This window comes from Alicyclobacillus sacchari (genome assembly GCF_004366795.1).
Lineage (GTDB): Bacteria > Bacillota > Bacilli > Alicyclobacillales > Alicyclobacillaceae > Alicyclobacillus > Alicyclobacillus sacchari.
In genome coordinates this window covers 1-1218 of sequence record NZ_SORF01000061.1, presented here as the reverse complement: position 1 = coordinate 1218, position 1218 = coordinate 1, and the positions used below count along the sequence as shown (strand labels likewise).

Below are 1218 nucleotides of genomic sequence, written 5' to 3'. Positions count from 1 at the left end.
ATGCGCTTGGGCGAGGCGCTACGACTGTATCCGCGTCTCATCGTCGTGCGGCCGCACATGGCCTTCTACTTGCACGTGTCGGTTCGGATTCAGATGCTCATGCAGCAGTGCTTTCCGTTGCAAGAACAGTTCTCGGTCGACGAGGGCTTCATCGCGTTCCCGTACCCGTCAAGCTTGTTTCCTGACCCGATCGCGGCGGCACGCAACCTCCAAGCGCGCATTTGGGATCAGTTTCGCATCCGCGCGCGCATTGGGCTTGCGCCGAACAAGTGGCTCGCGAAGATGGCGAACAAAGCCGCCAAGAAGTCGACTGGTGGCATCGTGTGGTGGCGAGAAGAGGACATTCCCGCTTTTCTCCATCCCTTGCCCGTCGAGGAGATGTGGGGGCTGAAGCGCCGGGCGGAAGTCCTGCGGCACAAGTTCAAGTGCGAAACGATTGGCGACGTTGCGCGCCTGCCCGTCGGGGTGCTCAAGGCCGAATTCGGTGCGTGGGGCGAGGTCATCCACCGTTGGGCGAACGGGATCGACTGGAGCGACATCAACCCGGACAGTTACCACGCGCCACACAAGGGCTTCTCTCATCGCACGACATTGCCGCGGGACTTCTACGAGCGCAACGAGATCGCCGTCGTCATCCTGGAGTTGCTGGACGAGGTGTGTCACCGACTGCGCCATGCCCATCAAGCCGGTAGCCGTGTGGGACTTGGCCTCACCTACGAGGGATTGACGGGTGGGTTTTACCGCGCCAAGACCTTGCCCCGCGCCACAAACGACCCAGGTGAACTGTATCCGGTACTCCTAGCGCTACTGGACCAACATTGGGACGGCTCCGGCGTGCGGGCCGTGTCGGTGAGCGTGGACATGCTGCAATTTCGTGAGACCGTCCAGCTGTCGCTGTTCGAGAACGTGCCGGCGCGGACACGGCTGTACGAGACGGTAGACGAGATTCGCGCACGCTATGGCAAGACGTCCATCATGCGCGCGGTGAGCCTGACGCGCGCAGGACAGCTGCGAGAACGGAGTATGCGCATTGGAGGACACTACTCATGAACATTCGGGACGGCAACATCTTCGAGGCCATGCGGCTTGTGTTGCCCGAGCATCGAGCGCTCATGGCGCAAATCCAGCGTGAACGAACAAGACGCAAACGCCCGGCGCTCACCGAGGAGCGCTTGGAGGAGATGCAGTACACACTCAGCGAGGCGATTCGCGAGGGGT

2 protein-coding genes are annotated in these 1218 nt (G+C 61.7%); both read left to right on the top strand.

The window, feature by feature from the left end; genetic code table 11:
- A partial coding sequence (locus C7445_RS14430; RefSeq protein WP_134161414.1) for a DinB/UmuC family translesion DNA polymerase occupies positions 1–1050 on the top strand: 1050 nt, incomplete at its 5' end.
- Positions 1047–1218: YolD-like family protein (locus C7445_RS14870; RefSeq protein WP_166669190.1), on the top strand; the 172-nt coding region annotated here is incomplete at its 3' end. The genes C7445_RS14430 and C7445_RS14870, both read left to right, overlap by 4 nt.